We start from the raw sequence: 14,049 nt of genomic DNA, 5'->3' as shown, positions 1-14,049 counted from the left end.
GCGGGCTGGATACACTTCGGGCGATGTCGGGCACATTCGTTCCATATTCGTTCACGCTCGTCAAGGGGTTGTCCTTGCCCGTCTCTAGAGACGCCTACATGCTGCGGGAACAGCGTCTCTAGAGACAGGCTCGCCATGCTCGACACGAACACCGTCACAACCCGCCAAGCCCGTTGGAAGGCGTCTCTAGAGACGCACGGCGTCCGACAGGTCAACATCCTCGCCCCTGAGCACGCCCACGGCGCGTTGCGGGAAATCGCCACGCGGACCCGCGCCGGGGAACCGTTGCACAAGGTGCTCCGCTCGCTGGCGATGCGGGCCACGAACGAAGATGTGAGATGGGGGCCGCTGGCGGTGCCGGCCGATCTGGTGCCAGAGCCGGGCAAGGTCGCCGTTGCCATCCGCACCGGCCGGCGGTCGAACGGGTACACGCGCAAGCTGATTGACCGGGCAGGACTCCAGCGCCGCGACGATATCGCCGCGTGGTGTGGGATCGTCTCTAAAGAGATGGCGGACAAGTTGGCCGCGCGAGCGGAAACCACGAGCGCTACCGTTGCGCTTCGCCCGGCAGAGTGATTGCCGGTTACCCCGGTTACCCCGCTACCTTGGCGCGGGGTAACCGCTGAACTCCTTGAAAACGCTGGCGGTTACCCCGGTTACCTCGGTTACCCCGGAAATCAGACGCCACCTGCACGCTTCCGCTTCGCCCCCGGCTGCAACGGCACCACGTTCCCAGTCTCGCCCTTCATTGCTGCGGCTATGTTCCCCGCGATGCGGTCGGCCGCAGCCTTCAGCGGATCGTTGGAAAGGTGGGCATAACGGGCGGTGGTGGTGGTGTCCCGATGCCCGAGCAAGGCACCGATCACCACCAGACTGTCACCGCCCGACGCGCCAACGCTGGCGAAGCTGTGCCGCAGGTCGTGAATGCGCACGTCGGGCAGCTTGGCGCGCTCACGGGCAGCGTCCCACACCTTCCACACGGCGGTGGTGGAGCCTGTAACGCTGCGGCCAGGGAACACCGGGCCGGCGCTGTCCTCGCTGTGCATCTCCGTCAGCAGCTCCAGCGCGGCGGCGCCCAGCGGCACCACCTTGGCGCCCGTCTTTGAGTCGGGGAACCGGATGCAGGCCCGGTCCCAATCCACCCACCCCCAGCGCAAGCCGGTGATTTCTCCCCGCCGGCAGCCGGTGAGCGCCAGCAGCCGCACCACGTTCACGGCCACCGGGTTCACGCCCTCGTCCGCCAGATCGGCCAGAGCCTTCCCGAGTCGCGCCATCTCGGCCGGGGACAGGAACCGCTCGCACTTTGTCCCGGCGAACTTCTTGACGCCGCGCACCGGGTTGTCGGGCCGCATGTTGCGGTTCACCGCAAACTGGAAGATGCCCGACAGCAGCCCCAGCGTGCGGGTAGCGGTGCCCCGGCCGCCGGTCACGATAGAGCGGGACTTGAACCCGCCTTTGATGTCCGCCGCGGTCTTGCCGGCGGCAACGTCGGCCTGGAACCGTTCGATGTCGGCGCGGGTGATGGAGCGCACCAACCGCTTGCCCAACAGCGGCTTGATATGCCGGGCGATCTTCCCCCGGTCGCTGGCGATGGTGGACGGCTTCTTGGTCGTCATGCCCTCGGAGACGTAGAGGTCGCACAGATCGGCAACGGTGAGGTCGTGCCTCTGTTGGTCGCGCCGCTCGGCCGGGTCCACACCACGGGCCACCTCAGCGAGCAACAGGCGGGCCTCCTTCCGCGCCTCGTCTGGCGTCATCACCCCATGCCGGGCAACCGTCATCCGGCGGGACCGGCCGGCAATGCGGTACTGCACCACGTAGGACTTCACCCCAGCGGCGGTGATGCGGATACCGAACCCGCTCAACTCGTCATCCCACACAACCCCGTCGCGCCCGCTCGGCACCAGGGTATCGACCAGCTTCTTTGTGATCCTCGGCATGGATTGCGGCCCCTCAAGTAAGCACTGCGTAAGCAGGCGGTGGAAAATGCGCGAGTTTTCCCGGCGCGCCGGTGCCCTACTCTTCCGCCGAAAACTGAGGAGAATCAACGTGCCTAGCTAATCCGGGGAGGCTCACGCAAACACCGGAAAATATAAATCGGTAGCCTGCCAGATGCCGGTGACGGCCACGGAGGCGTTCTTCAGCACCAGTTCCACCACCTTGTTGGCGGTCTTGATGTCCGGCAGCGCCTTCATCACCGGCGAGCGGCCATAGGTTTCCCCGGGCGCCTTCAGCCATCGGAAATTGACGAAGGGCGATTGCGCGAAGCGGCCCTCGGCCAGCGTGCGGGGATCGGTCAACCCGCTGTCCAGAACCACCGTCCAGCGGTAGGCCAGCCCGTCCGGCAGAACCGCCTCGACCAGCGGGAAGCGGCTGTCCGGCTCCTCCGTGCCGCGCCGGCGCACCTCGTCCGGGACGGCGGCGCCGGGGAAGCGCCGCTCGATCTGGGCCAGGGTCGCTTCGCTGCGCCGGAAGGTGCCGTCCAGCCGCCCGTCGGCGCCCTCCTCCAGCACCGCCTCGGCCAGCGGCACGGCGGTGAAGCGCAGGCTGGACGCTCCGCCCGGCGGGGCCTCCTCCATCAGCAGGCAGGCGGTGCCCACCGTCACCAGATCGAGGAAGGCCTGATGGATCTCCACCGCGAAGTTGGAGCGGTCGAAGTGGGCCTGGACGATCCCGGCCGCGCGGTCGAGCATCGGGGCCACGCGGTCGCGCTCCCCGTCCGGCAGGGAGGGACCGGGCTGGAGCCCGAACCAGCGCGACCAGGGCGGGGTGAGTTCGGCCAGCAGGCTGGCGGCGAGCTGCTCCACCGCGTCCGGCGCGGTGCCGTCGAACAGCCGGTCCACCCGCCGTTCGCCGGGATTGCCGCCGCCCCGGAAGGGCTGCCCGTTGGGAAGGGCGTGGTCGTAGCATTCCTGCCAGTGGCTTTCCCAGACCGACCGGCGCTCCCGCGCCGCCCGGTAGCGCTCCAGCAACCGCTCCGCCCCATCGCTGGCCGGCTCCTTCCGCGGAGGGTGGGCGGCTCCCCCCTTGCGGTGTCCGTGCGAGGTGTCGCTGATGGTCTCACTCATGGCCTCACTCCCCCAGCAGGCGCTTGCGCAGCGGCACGAGCGCCCCGGCGTCCAGCGCCCCCCGCCAGGAGGTCTGAACCGTGCCCGCCCGTCCGCGGTTGCGCCGCTGGACCAGCGCCTCGGCGGCCTTGGCCGGGTCCTTTTCCGCCTCCGCGGCCGGGGTCTGGGGAGCGGGGTCGGACGCGGGCGGCTGCACCGCCGGTGCTGCGGGCTCCGGCACCGGTGCCGGCATCGCTTCGGGGGGGGCGCTCCACCAGGGAGCCGTGGTGGGGACCGGCGCCGGGGGTTCCACCGGAGCGGGCACCACCGGTTCCGGGACCGGCGCCGGCTGCGGCGGGGGCTCCGGGGCCGGGACCGGTGCCGGTGCAGGAGCGGGGGGCGGCGCAGGCTCCGGCGCGGGCCGGGGCGCCTTGAACAGGTTCGCCATGGGCGGTTCTTCCTTGCTCGTTTCGAAAAGGGCGCTCGTTCAGAAAAAGGCGGCGCGGGTCAGGCCGCGGCGACGGTCCGCGTCAGGCGCCGGTAGAGCTGCCAGGGAGTCAGAACGCCGGGTGCGTGCAGCCCCAGCAGGCGCTTGACCGCCTCCACGCAGGTGAAGGGTCCCCAGGGGGCCGGACGGGTCAGGCCGCGCCGCACCGGCGCCGGGGCCACCGCCATGCCCATGCCGCGGTACCAGCCCGGCAGGTCGAAGGCGGTGGGCAGGTCGAGGACCGACACGTCGGTGAAGGGGGACAGCGGATCGACGACGACCCAGTGGCGCCCGTCGTGCAGCAGCGCGAAGCAGTGGCGGAACCCCGGCTTCAGCAGGCGCAGCCACCACAGCTCCGCCTCGCCCCGGAAGACCACCCAGATCCGCGGCGCGTCCGTTCCGGCCAGCGACGGCTGGGGCTCAGGCCCGCTCACTGCACGATGCCCTTCTGGCGCAGCACCGGGTGGAGCCGGTCGAACGCCTCCCGCCACAGGGTGTGGGCGCGCTGCTCGCGGTGGCGCGCGGGGTCCGGCGCCATCAGGCGGCGCCCGTAATGCACCAGGACGAGCAAATGATCGCGGATCAGCAGGCGGCTGCGGTACAGCCGGTCCACCGCGCGCAGCACGTCGGTGGGCTCGCAGGGGCGCTGGACCAGCCCGCGCCCGGCGGTGATGCGCGCGCCCGCGGCCTTGGCGTCCTGCGCCTGGACCGACCAGAACCACGCCTCCTCCGCGCTGCCGAACGGCTCCCCGGGGGCGTCGGACAGGACCATGGACGTGTTGCGGTGAAGGGCCATGCGTGGGGTCTCCCTCGGGAATTGCAGCTTGTGCGTTCGCAGGCGCAGCTTCGCTCTCGGGCGGAGCGCCGGATGGGCCGCGGCACGCGCGGCTGGCGAACACTTGTTCACGTTATGTACTGTTCACATTCCTTCGTCAAGGGAAATATGAATAGGTTCCTAGGGACGGGCCGACCTGTTTATGTGATTATCCTCCCATGTTGAAACATGCGGACATCTGGCGGGCGATCGACCGCCTCGCGGCCCAGCACGGGCTGTCGGCCTCCGGGCTCGCGCGGCGCGCGGGACTCGATCCGACGACCTTCAACAAGAGCAAGCGGACCACCGGCGACGGAAAGCTCCGCTGGCCCTCGACGGAAAGCGTGTCCAAGGTTCTGGAGGCGACGGGGGCGTCGCTGTCGGAATTCGTCAGCCTCGTCGGCGATGCCGCGGGCGCCGGATCGCTCCAGCGGGTGCCGGTCATCGGCTACGCGCAGGCGGGCAACGCAGGTTTCTTCGACGACGCCGGCTTCCCCTCGGGCATCGGCTGGGATGAGCTTTTGTTCCCCAGCATCGGCGATCCGCACGCCTACGCCCTGGAGATCGCGGGCGACAGCATGGACCCGGTTTATCGGGACGGCGACACCATCATCGTGTCCCCTGCCGCGCAGATCCGGCGCAACGACCGCGTCGTGGTCCGCACCAAGGGCGGAGAGGTGATGGCCAAGCAACTCGTCCGCGAGACCGCCACCAAGGTCGAGTTGATGTCCATCAACCGCGCCCATCCGGACCGCAGCATCCCACGCGCCGACGTTGCCTGGATGGCGCGCATCGTCTGGGCGAGCCAGTAGGCGCCGGACCGGCAAGCGCCAAGCCTGCGGCACTCCGTCCTAGGATTTTAAGCCTTTACAGTTTCCGCAAAACGGTCTAGCGTCCCGGCATGACCGGAATCGCCGGGACGCCGCCACGTTCCTCCCTTTTGGAAGACCTTGAACGCCGCCACGACGACGCACCGCCCCGCGGCGCGTTGCGGACGGCGGTCCTGGAGGGGGGCGAGCGTCACACCGCTCTTGCCCTCGCCGCACTGATTCGTCTGCACGACCGTTTGGCCGCCGAGGCCCGGCAGGGTTCGGCGAACCGGCGCCGCGCCCTGCTCGCCGACCGGACCGGCGGCGATGCCTGGCTGGCCCGCCTCACCGCCACGCTGGCCCACCACCGCAACAGCGCCAACGCCCTGATCCGCGCGGGCGCCTGATCCTGCGCCCTCAGGACACCGGCGAGGCGGTCCCGCCCAAGTCCGCAACCGCCTTTCCGGCCCGGGTCCTCTTCGCGCGCGGCTTGCCGGCGGGGGTGGCTTCCGCGGTCGGGGCTTCCGGTTCGGCAGCGGCTTTCGCAACCGGTTCCATAACCGGTTGCGCGGCCGGCTGTGCGTCCCGCGCCGGCGCTTCCACCCTGTCCCCGGCCTTGTTCCGCTCTCCGGCCTTCTTCAAAACCTTGTTCTTCGAAAAGCCGGAGTCGCGCAGAGCCGCCTTCAACTCCTCCCAGGCCAGCCTGATTTCCGTGGCGAACTCCCGCGCCTCGCCGTCGCGATGGGTGCGGAAATACTCCGCCGCCTCCCGCATCTGCGCCGGAAGGGTTTCCGCCCCGGCGCGCACCGCCTCGTTGCGCAGGCGGTTCCGGCGGTCGTCCAGATAGGTGAGGATTTCCGACAGTTCCTCGGGCGTGCAGCCCTTCTGCAGCTTGTCGGTGACCGCGAGCGCGGCCTTGTCGATCTTCCCGACCACTTCCGACCGACCGCGCTTCAGGTCCGGATCGTAGACGGTGCGGATCACCTGGATCACGCGGCGCCGCTCACGAAATTGCATGGCTTTGTCCCTCCGCCGGTTTCTCGAGCGGATTCGCTCCGCCGTTTCGCAGGAATCATGCCCCGGAGCGGGCCGCATATCAAGCCGGCTTCCGGGCCGCATACCGCCCGCAAGCCGGCATCACCCGCCGTCAGCGGAAGGCGAACTCCCAATACAGCGCCCTCGCCCGCGCGGCCAGGGGGCCGGGTTGAAGGGCGCGCTCCTCCACACGGGTCACCGGCACGACCTTGGCGTAGTTGCCGGTCGAGAACACCTCGTCGGCCTCCAGCACGTCGCGGGTGCCCAGGGTAGCCTCCTCCACCGTCACGCCGTCGTCGCGCAGCAGAGCGATCACGCGCTGGCGGGTGATGCCGTTGAGGAAGGTGCCGTTGTGAACCGGTGTGCGCACCACGCCATCCTTGGCGATGAACAGGTTGGCGGTGGCGAACTCCGCCACGTTGCCGATGGGGTCGAGCATGATGGCGTTGTCGAAGCCGCGCTCCCGCGCCTCCTTCAGGGCCAACCCGGCGTTGGGGTAGAGGCAGGCGGCCTTGGCCTCGGTCGGCGCCATGTCCGGCACCGGGCGGCGGCGGCTGGACAGGCACGCGGTGAAGCCGGCGACGCTGGGCAGCGGCGCCTCGTAGACCGACAGGACGAAGCGCGTGCTCTCCGCGTCGGGCGCCACGAAGCCCTCTTCCGCGTAGAACATGGGCCGGATGTAAAGCTCGGCCTCCTTGGGGAAGCGGCGGATGCCGTCCCAGCACAGCTCCTCGATCTCACCGGCGGTCAGCATGGGGGCGAGGCCCATCACCTGGGCGGAGCGCACGACGCGGGCGCAGTGCCGGTCCAGGTCCGGCGCCACGCCCTGGAAGGCGCGGGCTCCGTCGAAGACGACCGAAGACAGCCAGAGCGCGTGCGTCATCGGTCCGACGATGGGCGGATTTCCCGCGATCCATTCGCCCTGGATGTAGCTCAGCGCCTGACCGGCCGTGCTGCCCATGATCCTCTCCCCTTTGGCTTCGAGTCGGTTCTGTCCGGATGATTCACTCCCTCGAAAAGCATACCCCCTCATCGCCGCCGGTCAATGCGCGCAGACGGGCCAGTCGGGCGGTTGAGGATGGACACGCCTCACGACACCGGGAGTCACCGATCCATGGGCTGGACCTCACCGACCGCCACCCCGCAGCCGCTGCGCGCGGCTCCGCCTTTCCCGCCGCCGGGCCAGGACGTTCCCACCCCGGGACCCCTCACCGACAACCCGGACCTGCCGACCCCCGGCCCGCAGGAGGACATGCCCTCTCCCCTGCCCAACGACGATCTGCCGCCCTCCCGGCCCACCGATCCGGACTTCGCGTAGGCCGAAACGCCAAAGGAAACGGGGCGCCCCCTTCCGGAGGCGCCCCGTTTTCCATCGGTGAACCGAAACGGACGGATCAGCGGCGCTGAACCATCAGCTTCTTGATCTCGGCGATGGCCTTGGCCGGGTTCAGGCCCTTCGGGCACGCCTTGGTGCAGTTCATGATGGTGTGGCAGCGGTAGAGGCGGAACGGGTCCTCGAGGTTGTCGAGGCGCTCGCCCGTCATCTCGTCGCGGCTGTCCACGATCCAGCGGTAGGCCTGGAGCAGGATCGACGGGCCGAGGTAGCGGTCCCCGTTCCACCAGTAGCTGGGGCAGGAGGTCGAGCAGCAGAAGCACAGGATGCACTCGTAGAGGCCGTCCAGCTTGGCGCGGTCCTCCGGCGACTGCAGGCGCTCGCGGCTCGGGGCCGGCGACTGCGACTGCAGCCACGGCTTGATCGAGGCGAGCTGGGCGTAGATGTGCTTCAGATCGGGAACGAGATCCTTCACCACCGGCATGTGCGGCAGCGGATAGATCTTCACGTCGCCCTTCACCTCCTCGATGGCCTTCAGGCAGGCCAGCGTGTTGGCGCCGTCGATGTTCATCGCGCAGGACCCGCAGATGCCCTCGCGGCAGCTCCGCCGGAAGGTCAGGGTCGAGTCGATGTTGTTCTTGATGTAGATGATCGCGTCCAGGATCATCGGGCCGAACTTGTCGAGATCGACGACATAGGTGTCGACCCGCGGGTTCTGCCCGTCATCCGGCGACCAGCGGTAGATCTTGAAGGTCTTCGCCCGCTTGGCGCCGCCGGCGGCGTTGATGGTCTTGCCGACGCCGACCTTGGAATTGGCGGGCAGGTTGAATTCGACCATGGTTCGTATCCTTGCCTTGCTCTTGCCGCCTTAGTAGACGCGGGCCTTGGGCGGGAACACCTGCACTTCGTCGGTCAGGGTGTAGAGATGGACCGGACGGTACCCGATCTTCGTCTCGCCCTTGTCCGACACCTCGATGACGGTGTGCTTCATCCAGTTCTCGTCGTCGCGGTCCGGATAATCCTCGCGGGCATGGGCGCCGCGGCTTTCCGGACGGTTCTTCGCCGAGTGGAGCGTGGCGACCGCTTGGTACAGCAGGTTGTCCAGCTCGATGGCTTCGACGAGGTCGGAGTTCCAGACCAGCGAGCGGTCGCTGATCGCCATGTCGCCCTTCTTGGCGAAGGTCTGGTCGATGAGCTTGACGCCCTCCTCCAGCACCTCGCCGGTGCGGAAGACCGCGCAGTTGTTCTGCATGGTCCGCTGCATCTCCAGGCGAAGCTCCGACGACTTGATGGAGCCCTTGGCGTTGCGGATGCGGTCGAAGCGCTCCAGCGCGACGTCGGTCGCGGCGGCGGACGACGACACCGACTTGCCCTTCTCGACGATCTCGGCGGCGCGGATGGCGGCGGAGCGGCCGAACACCACGAGGTCGAGCAGCGAGTTGGAGCCGAGGCGGTTGGCACCGTGCACCGACACGCAGGCCGCTTCGCCGATGGCCATCAGGCCGGGCACCACGCGGTCCGGATCGTCGGCGGTCGGGTTCACCACCTCGCACCGGAAGTTGGTGGGGATGCCGCCCATGTTGTAGTGCACCGTCGGTAGAACCGGGATCGGCTCCTTGGTGACGTCCACGCCGGCGAAGATCTTGGCCGTCTCGGCGATGCCGGGCAGGCGCTGGTGGATGATCTCCGGCGGCAGGTGCTCCAGGTGCAGGTGGATGTGGTCCTTGTGCTCACCGACGCCGCGGCCCTCGCGGATCTCGATGGTCATCGAGCGGGACACGACGTCGCGCGAGGCGAGGTCCTTGGCCGACGGCGCGTAACGCTCCATGAAGCGCTCGCCGTTGGAGTTGGTGAGGTAGCCGCCCTCGCCGCGCACGCCCTCGGTGATGAGGCAGCCGGAGCCATAGATGCCGGTCGGGTGGAACTGCACGAACTCCATGTCCTGCAGCGGCAGGCCGGCGCGCAGAACCATGCCGCCGCCGTCGCCCGTGCAGGTGTGGGCCGAGGTGGCGGAGAAGTAGGCGCGGCCATAGCCGCCCGTCGCCAGCACGACGAGCTGGGCGCGGAAGCGGTGGATGGTGCCGTCGTCCAGGTTCCAGGCCACCACGCCCTTGCAGACGCCGTCCTCCATGATGAGGTCCAGCGCGAAATACTCGACGAAGAACTCCGCCTCGTGCTTCAGCGACTGCTGGTAGAGCGTGTGCAGGATGGCGTGGCCGGTGCGGTCGGCGGCGGCGCAGGTGCGGTAGGCCTGCTGCTTGCCGTAATGCGCGGTCATGCCGCCGAAGGCGCGCTGGTAGATCTTGCCTTCCGGCGTGCGCGAGAAGGGCACGCCGTAGTGCTCCAGCTCGATGATCGCCGGGATGGCCTCGCGGCACATGTACTCGATGGCGTCCTGGTCGCCCAGCCAGTCCGACCCCTTCACGGTGTCGTACATGTGGAAGCGCCAGTCGTCCTCGCTCATGTTGCCGAGCGCCGCCGAGATGCCGCCCTGGGCGGCCACGGTGTGCGAGCGGGTCGGGAAGACCTTGGTGATGCACGCCGTCTTCAGGCCCTTCTCGGCCATGCCGAAGGTGGCGCGCAGACCCGCGCCGCCGGCACCGACGACGACGACGTCATAGGAATGATCGATAATATCGTAGGCGGCCATGGCTCGTCAGGCTCCGAACGAAATCTTGAGGACGGCGATGACGCAGGCGGCACCCAGCACGAAGCACAGGAACTTCACGGCCAGGATGCTCAGGATCTTCGCCATCTCGTTGTGCACGTAGTCCTCGATCACCACTTGCAGCCCGCTCTGGGCGTGGTGGAAGGTGACCACGGCGGTCAGCACCATCATCAGCGCCGAGAAGGGCGACTTCATCCACGCGACGAAGGCCGCGTGGTCGGCACCCAGATGGCGGATCACGCCGAAGACGAACCAGATCGTCAGCGGGACCAGGGCGATGGCGGTCACGCGCTGGTGCCACCAATGCTCGGTGCCGTGCTTGGCGGAGCCCAGGCCGCGCGCGATCTGCAGCGGCGAGCGGAGGGTCTTGCTGTTGGACGCCATGTCTTCTCTCCTCACCAGGCGATCAGGCCGATGATCCAGGTCAGCACGGTCAGAACGCCGGCCGCGATGACGACGATCTGGTTGCCGCGCTCGGCCTCGCTCAGCTCGAACGACTTGCCGGCGTCCCACACCAGGTGCCGGATGCCGTTGCACAGGTGGTAGTACAGCGCCAGCGACCAGCCGAACAGCAGCAGCAGGCCGAAGAAGGAGCCGATGAACCCCTGGGCACGCGCGAAGGCGGTGGGGCTGGTGGCGGCTGCGACCAGCCACCAGGTCAGCAGAAGGGTACCGACGGCCAGCCCCACGCCCGTGATGCGGTGCGTGATGGACAGGATCGCGGTCCTGGGGAGTTTGTAGACTTGCAGATGCGGAGAGAGCGGCCGACCGCTGCCGTTTGCCATTGCGTCGTCCTCAGTTCGGCGACCGGTCGCGGCAAGGAGGGCTGTTGCCGCGACGGCGGGTGATGCGAGACCGAAAGTTTTAAGCCCTGCTGTGTTTGGCGATTGAATTACGCCTCTCCCGCACACGAGTCAACGGCAGGGACTTGGCCGTGACCAAAATGGCGCACCGCGGGAAGTGACTGATATCTAATGGGCTTTGCTGTAGCTGGTATTACCACGGTTCCGGCGCAGTCTTGCGGTTCAGACAGTTACTTGTCGAACCGGCGGACATTCTCCACCATCATCGAATACATCTGGGTAATCAGCTCCGCCGGGCGCAGGCGGCCGAAGGGGATGTTCTCCTTGGCCCACTCCACCAGACCTTCCGGCGGGCGGACGGGAGCGACCTCGTAACCGGCCTTCTTCAGGGCGTTCATCACCGAGCGCGCCTGCTTGGTGTAGTCCTCGTTGAAGAAGGACTTGTCCGCGTCCTTGATCGCCTTCGCGATGATGTCTTCGAGCGGAGTGGCCATGCCCGTGCGCAGGTCGCGGTCGTTCGTGATGAGGGCGAACACCGTGTCACAACGCGGGCGCTGTTGCAATTCCATTGGGAACCGCATACCTCAAGCCCTCTTCGCACCGCATATCACAGGGATTCACCGCCATGGGCTACACAGTCGCGGTCGTCGGCGCCACCGGCAATGTCGGACGGGAGATGCTGGCCACCCTCGCCGACCGCAAGTTCCCGGTCGCGGAGGTGATCGCCCTGGCTTCCGACGCCGCGGTCGGCAAGGAGGTGTCCTTCGGCGAGGACGAGGTGCTGAAGGTCCAGGATCTCGGCCGGTTCGACTTCAAGGGCGTGGACATCGCGCTGTTCGCCTCGGACGCCAAGGTCGCGGCGGCCCACGCGCCGCGCGCCGCCGCCGCGGGCGCCGTGGTCATCGACACCAGCGCGCAGTTCCGCATGGACCCCGACGTTCCCCTGGTGGTGCCGGAGGTGAACGCCCAGGCGCTCGGCGGCTACGCGAAGAAGAACATCGTCGCCAGCCCCGACGGCGCGACCGTCCTGCTGGCGATGGCGCTGAAGCCCCTGCATGACACCTTCACGGTCGGCCGCGCCGTGGTCTCCACCTACCAGGCGGCCTCGGACGCCGGGAAGGACGGGATGGACGAGCTGTTCGGCCAGACCCGCGCCATCTACGTGAACGATCCGGTGCAGAAGTCCGTCTTCTCCAAGCAGATCGCCTTCAACGTCATCCCCCACATCGGCCCCTTCATGGAGGATGGTGCGACGAAGGACGAGTGGGCGCTGAACGTCGGGACCAAGAAGGTTCTGGACCCCAAGATCAAGGTGACCGCCACCTGCGTGCGCGTCCCCGTCTTCATCGGCCACTCCGCCTCGGTCACCATCGAATGCGCGGAACCGGTCACCGCCGAGGAGGCGCGCCGCATCCTGCGCAAGGCGCCGGGGGTCCAGGTCATCGACCAGCACGACAACGAAGGCTACATCACCCCGGTCGAGGTGGCCGGCGACGACGCCGTCTTCGTCAGCCGCATCCGCGAGGACTACACGGTGGACAACGGCTTGGCCTTCTGGTGCGCCACCGACAACCTGCGCAAGGGCGCCGCTCTCAACGCCGTGCAGATCGCCGAGCTGCTGGTGAAGGAGCATCTCGACGCATGACGGTTCCGCGGGGGGAAGGCCCGTTGCCGGCGCCGCCCCCCGCGGCTCCTTATTTCCGGCGCCGCCCCCCGCGGCTCCTTATTTGAAGAACAGCCGGTACAGGGCCGAGTGGTCCAGACCGCCGTCGCCCTGCTCCGCCAGCAGTTCGAACAGCTCCAGGCTCAGGCCCAGCGCGGGAAGCTGGATGCCGGACTGCTCCGCCAGCTCCTCCGCCTGTTTCAGGTCCTTGATCTGGGTGGCCACGCGGCCGCCCGGCGTGAAGTCGCCGGACACCATGCGCTGCCCGTGCAGCTCCAGGATGCGCGACTCGGCGAAGCCGCCGCGGATGGCGTCGCGGACCTTGCCCGGCTCCACCCCCGCGGCCCTGGCGAGCGCCAGCGCCTCCGCCACCGCACCGATGCTCAGCGCGACGATCACCTGATTCGCCATCTTGGCGACCTGCCCGGCCCCGCTCTCGCCGACATGGGTGATGCGCTGCCCCATGGCCTGGAACAGCGGCAGGGCGCGGGCGAAGGCGTCCTCCGTCCCGCCGGCCATGATGGTCAGGGTGCCGGCCTCCGCCGCCACCGTGCCGCCGGACACCGGGGCATCGACCCATTCGGCGCCCTTGGCGCGGACGGCCTCGGCCAGCTTGCGGGTCGCCCCGACCGCCGTGGTGCCCATGTCGATCACGAGATGGCCGGGCCTCAGCGCATCCATGAGGTCGGCGGCCACCGCCTCCACCGCCACCGTGTCGGACAGCATCAGCACGATGGCGTCGGTGGGGGCGTCGGTGGGGGCGTCGGTGCGGGCGGCGACCTCGGCGGGACTGGCGGCGGGGCTCATGCCCTCGCCCGCCAGTTCCGCCACCGGGCCGGGGCTGCGGCTGTGGATGACCAGCGCCGCGCCGGCCTTCGCCAGATTGCGGGCCATGGGCCGGCCCATCAGGCCCAGCCCGATGAAGCCGACCGTCCGGCCCTGGAGACCGCCCTGGAGACTCTCCATACCGCGATCCATCACAGGCGGGTGTGGCGCGCCCGCGCGCCGCGTTCGATGGCGGCGGCGCACAGCCGGTCCACGCCCAGCTTGTGCCGGATCAGCTCCAGCATCCGAAGCTCCTCCTGCGAGGCCGACGGGTCCGCCGCCGCGATGTCGCAGGCGAGCGCGTAGGCGGTTTCGGACAGCTTGGACGGAATGGCCTCCTTGACGATCTGGAGCGTCGTCTCCAGCCCGTCGGCATCGGCCAGCAGGCCGGAGCATTCGCGGGTCACGTCGGTCAGCCGGTCGATGTCGAAATCCTTGAAGATCGGCAGATAGCGGACGTTCTCGCCGATGGCCTCAAGCTCCGCGTCCGTCATGTCGCCGTCGCACGCCGACACCAGCACCATGACGTAGATGAGCGCGCTGTGATGGTTGATCATCGAAACTC

General features: G+C 68.6%; 19 protein-coding genes. 5 read left to right on the top strand and 14 right to left on the bottom strand.

Going from position 1 to position 14,049, the window contains the following annotated elements:
* Positions 1–135 precede the first annotated feature (135 nt).
* Positions 136–576 (top strand): hypothetical protein, encoded by a 441-nt coding sequence (locus tag DS843_RS13320; RefSeq protein WP_149469377.1) that lies wholly within the window; start codon positions 136–138, stop codon positions 574–576.
* 101 nt (positions 577–677) lie between these two features.
* On the opposite strand, the gene DS843_RS13315 is transcribed toward DS843_RS13320, so the two are convergent.
* The 5 genes from DS843_RS13315 to DS843_RS13295 form a co-directional block, all read right to left on the bottom strand.
* Positions 678–1,940: a tyrosine-type recombinase/integrase gene (locus tag DS843_RS13315; protein WP_149469376.1), complete on the bottom strand. Its 1,263-nt coding sequence runs from the start codon at positions 1,938–1,940 to the stop codon at positions 678–680.
* 132 nt (positions 1,941–2,072) lie between these two features.
* Positions 2,073–3,068: a portal protein gene (locus tag DS843_RS13310; protein ID WP_475849115.1), complete on the bottom strand. Its 996-nt coding sequence runs from the start codon at positions 3,066–3,068 to the stop codon at positions 2,073–2,075.
* A 4-nt stretch (positions 3,069–3,072) separates the two neighbouring features.
* On the bottom strand, positions 3,073–3,495 hold the full coding sequence (locus DS843_RS31550) for a hypothetical protein (RefSeq protein ID WP_208852236.1): 423 nt from the start codon (positions 3,493–3,495) through the stop codon (positions 3,073–3,075).
* A gap of 59 nt (positions 3,496–3,554) precedes the next feature.
* Positions 3,555–3,968 carry a hypothetical protein gene (locus DS843_RS13300; protein ID WP_286192081.1) on the bottom strand — a complete coding sequence of 138 codons (414 nt, stop codon included), beginning with the start codon at positions 3,966–3,968 and terminating at the stop codon, positions 3,555–3,557.
* Positions 3,965–4,330 carry a hypothetical protein gene (locus tag DS843_RS13295; RefSeq protein WP_149469375.1) on the bottom strand — a complete coding sequence of 122 codons (366 nt, stop codon included), beginning with the start codon at positions 4,328–4,330 and terminating at the stop codon, positions 3,965–3,967. Before DS843_RS13295 ends, DS843_RS13300 begins: the two co-directional genes overlap by 4 nt.
* Before the next feature lie 197 nt (positions 4,331–4,527).
* Between DS843_RS13295 and DS843_RS13290 the strand changes: the two genes are divergently transcribed.
* A complete protein-coding gene (locus DS843_RS13290) occupies positions 4,528–5,160 on the top strand; it encodes a S24 family peptidase (protein ID WP_149469374.1) in 633 nt (210 codons plus the stop codon).
* Between the two features lie 89 nt (positions 5,161–5,249).
* Positions 5,250–5,564 (top strand): hypothetical protein, encoded by a 315-nt coding sequence (locus DS843_RS13285; RefSeq protein WP_149469373.1) that lies wholly within the window; start codon positions 5,250–5,252, stop codon positions 5,562–5,564.
* 10 nt (positions 5,565–5,574) lie between these two features.
* On the opposite strand, the gene DS843_RS13280 is transcribed toward DS843_RS13285, so the two are convergent.
* A complete protein-coding gene (locus DS843_RS13280; protein ID WP_149469372.1) occupies positions 5,575–6,174 on the bottom strand; it encodes a hypothetical protein in 600 nt (199 codons plus the stop codon).
* Positions 6,175–6,304: 130 nt separating this feature from the next.
* Positions 6,305–7,153, bottom strand: coding sequence for a branched-chain amino acid aminotransferase (locus tag DS843_RS13275; RefSeq protein WP_149469371.1), 849 nt, complete (start codon positions 7,151–7,153; stop codon positions 6,305–6,307).
* A gap of 153 nt (positions 7,154–7,306) precedes the next feature.
* Here DS843_RS13275 and DS843_RS13270 point away from each other — a divergent pair, with 153 nt between their 5' ends.
* Entirely contained in the window at positions 7,307–7,510 is a 204-nt protein-coding gene (locus DS843_RS13270; protein WP_149469370.1) for a hypothetical protein, read from the top strand.
* A gap of 76 nt (positions 7,511–7,586) precedes the next feature.
* Here the strand turns inward: DS843_RS13270 and DS843_RS13265 are convergent, their stop codons facing one another.
* The 5 genes from DS843_RS13265 to DS843_RS13245 form a co-directional block, all read right to left on the bottom strand.
* Positions 7,587–8,363 (bottom strand): succinate dehydrogenase iron-sulfur subunit, encoded by a 777-nt coding sequence (locus DS843_RS13265; protein WP_149469369.1) that lies wholly within the window; start codon positions 8,361–8,363, stop codon positions 7,587–7,589.
* A gap of 30 nt (positions 8,364–8,393) precedes the next feature.
* Positions 8,394–10,175, bottom strand: a complete 1,782-nt coding sequence (sdhA, locus tag DS843_RS13260) for a succinate dehydrogenase flavoprotein subunit (protein ID WP_149469368.1) — start codon at positions 10,173–10,175, stop codon at positions 8,394–8,396.
* Positions 10,176–10,181: 6 nt separating this feature from the next.
* Positions 10,182–10,577: a succinate dehydrogenase, hydrophobic membrane anchor protein gene (sdhD, locus tag DS843_RS13255; RefSeq protein WP_149469367.1), complete on the bottom strand. Its 396-nt coding sequence runs from the start codon at positions 10,575–10,577 to the stop codon at positions 10,182–10,184.
* Positions 10,578–10,588: 11 nt separating this feature from the next.
* Positions 10,589–10,978, bottom strand: coding sequence for a succinate dehydrogenase, cytochrome b556 subunit (gene sdhC, locus DS843_RS13250; protein ID WP_149469366.1), 390 nt, complete (start codon positions 10,976–10,978; stop codon positions 10,589–10,591).
* 248 nt (positions 10,979–11,226) lie between these two features.
* Positions 11,227–11,532, bottom strand: a complete 306-nt coding sequence (locus DS843_RS13245) for a hypothetical protein (RefSeq protein WP_286192080.1) — start codon at positions 11,530–11,532, stop codon at positions 11,227–11,229.
* Positions 11,533–11,621: 89 nt separating this feature from the next.
* Between DS843_RS13245 and DS843_RS13240 the strand changes: the two genes are divergently transcribed.
* On the top strand, positions 11,622–12,641 hold the full coding sequence (locus DS843_RS13240; protein ID WP_149469365.1) for an aspartate-semialdehyde dehydrogenase: 1,020 nt from the start codon (positions 11,622–11,624) through the stop codon (positions 12,639–12,641).
* A gap of 78 nt (positions 12,642–12,719) precedes the next feature.
* Here DS843_RS13240 and DS843_RS13235 read toward each other — a convergent pair whose 3' ends face one another.
* Together DS843_RS13235 and DS843_RS13230 are read right to left on the bottom strand one after the other, a co-directional pair.
* Complete coding sequence (locus tag DS843_RS13235) at positions 12,720–13,625, bottom strand: NAD(P)-dependent oxidoreductase (protein ID WP_149469364.1); 906 nt, start codon at positions 13,623–13,625, stop codon at positions 12,720–12,722.
* An 11-nt stretch (positions 13,626–13,636) separates the two neighbouring features.
* Positions 13,637–14,041 (bottom strand): tellurite resistance TerB family protein, encoded by a 405-nt coding sequence (locus tag DS843_RS13230; protein ID WP_014241609.1) that lies wholly within the window; start codon positions 14,039–14,041, stop codon positions 13,637–13,639.
* Positions 14,042–14,049 lie beyond the last annotated feature (8 nt).

The organism is Roseomonas genomospecies 6 (assembly GCF_008365375.1).
Taxonomy (GTDB): Bacteria; Pseudomonadota; Alphaproteobacteria; order Azospirillales; family Azospirillaceae; genus Azospirillum.
The sequence above is the reverse complement of the archived record's forward strand: the minus strand, read 5'-3'. Positions and strand labels throughout refer to the sequence as shown.

Excerpts from the sequence above, each read along its gene's own strand:
- DS843_RS13320 (WP_149469377.1), top strand. The coding sequence starts at position 136 with ATGCTCGACACGAACACCGTCACAACCCGCCAAGCCCGTTGGAAGGCG.
- DS843_RS13315 (WP_149469376.1), bottom strand. The coding sequence starts at position 1,940 with ATGCCGAGGATCACAAAGAAGCTGGTCGATACCCTGGTGCCGAGCGGG.
- DS843_RS13310 (WP_475849115.1), bottom strand. The coding sequence starts at position 3,068 with ATGAGTGAGACCATCAGCGACACCTCGCACGGACACCGCAAGGGGGGA.
- DS843_RS31550 (WP_208852236.1), bottom strand. The coding sequence starts at position 3,495 with ATGGCGAACCTGTTCAAGGCGCCCCGGCCCGCGCCGGAGCCTGCGCCG.
- DS843_RS13295 (WP_149469375.1), bottom strand. The coding sequence starts at position 4,330 with ATGGCCCTTCACCGCAACACGTCCATGGTCCTGTCCGACGCCCCCGGG.
- DS843_RS13290 (WP_149469374.1), top strand. The coding sequence starts at position 4,528 with ATGTTGAAACATGCGGACATCTGGCGGGCGATCGACCGCCTCGCGGCC.
- DS843_RS13285 (WP_149469373.1), top strand. The coding sequence starts at position 5,250 with ATGACCGGAATCGCCGGGACGCCGCCACGTTCCTCCCTTTTGGAAGAC.
- DS843_RS13280 (WP_149469372.1), bottom strand. The coding sequence starts at position 6,174 with ATGCAATTTCGTGAGCGGCGCCGCGTGATCCAGGTGATCCGCACCGTC.
- DS843_RS13275 (WP_149469371.1), bottom strand. The coding sequence starts at position 7,153 with ATGGGCAGCACGGCCGGTCAGGCGCTGAGCTACATCCAGGGCGAATGG.
- DS843_RS13270 (WP_149469370.1), top strand. The coding sequence starts at position 7,307 with ATGGGCTGGACCTCACCGACCGCCACCCCGCAGCCGCTGCGCGCGGCT.
- DS843_RS13265 (WP_149469369.1), bottom strand. The coding sequence starts at position 8,363 with ATGGTCGAATTCAACCTGCCCGCCAATTCCAAGGTCGGCGTCGGCAAG.
- sdhA (WP_149469368.1), bottom strand. The coding sequence starts at position 10,175 with ATGGCCGCCTACGATATTATCGATCATTCCTATGACGTCGTCGTCGTC.
- sdhD (WP_149469367.1), bottom strand. The coding sequence starts at position 10,577 with ATGGCGTCCAACAGCAAGACCCTCCGCTCGCCGCTGCAGATCGCGCGC.
- sdhC (WP_149469366.1), bottom strand. The coding sequence starts at position 10,978 with ATGGCAAACGGCAGCGGTCGGCCGCTCTCTCCGCATCTGCAAGTCTAC.
- DS843_RS13240 (WP_149469365.1), top strand. The coding sequence starts at position 11,622 with ATGGGCTACACAGTCGCGGTCGTCGGCGCCACCGGCAATGTCGGACGG.
- DS843_RS13235 (WP_149469364.1), bottom strand. The coding sequence starts at position 13,625 with ATGGAGAGTCTCCAGGGCGGTCTCCAGGGCCGGACGGTCGGCTTCATC.
- DS843_RS13230 (WP_014241609.1), bottom strand. The coding sequence starts at position 14,041 with ATGATCAACCATCACAGCGCGCTCATCTACGTCATGGTGCTGGTGTCG.